This is a genomic window from Pseudomonas putida (assembly GCF_030159595.1).
Taxonomy (GTDB): domain Bacteria; phylum Pseudomonadota; class Gammaproteobacteria; order Pseudomonadales; family Pseudomonadaceae; genus Aquipseudomonas; species Aquipseudomonas putida_AC.
Genome location: NZ_BSKJ01000083.1, coordinates 1 through 206, shown reverse-complemented (window position 1 = coordinate 206; position 206 = coordinate 1). Strand labels below are relative to the sequence as shown.

The following is a 206-nucleotide window of genomic DNA, read 5'->3' as shown; positions in this document are numbered from 1 at the left end:
CGTCCCCTTCGTCTAGTGGCCTAGGACACCGCCCTTTCACGGCGGTAACAGGGGTTCGAGTCCCCTAGGGGACGCCAGTTTTGCACAAGCGATTTTTCAATATGTCGCTGGGCCGAGAGGCTAGAAATCCGGGGCTATAGCTCAGCTGGGAGAGCGCCTGCATGGCATGCAGGAGGTCAGCGGTTCGATCCCGCTTAGCTCCACCA

At 59.7% G+C, this 206-nt stretch carries 2 tRNA genes; both read left to right on the top strand.

The features are described 5' to 3' along the window. Window position 1 precedes the first annotated feature (1 nt). Window positions 2-77 (top strand) — tRNA-Glu (locus tag QQL85_RS26615). Window positions 78-130: 53 nt separating this feature from the next. After that, window positions 131-206: transfer RNA gene (locus QQL85_RS26610), tRNA-Ala, on the top strand.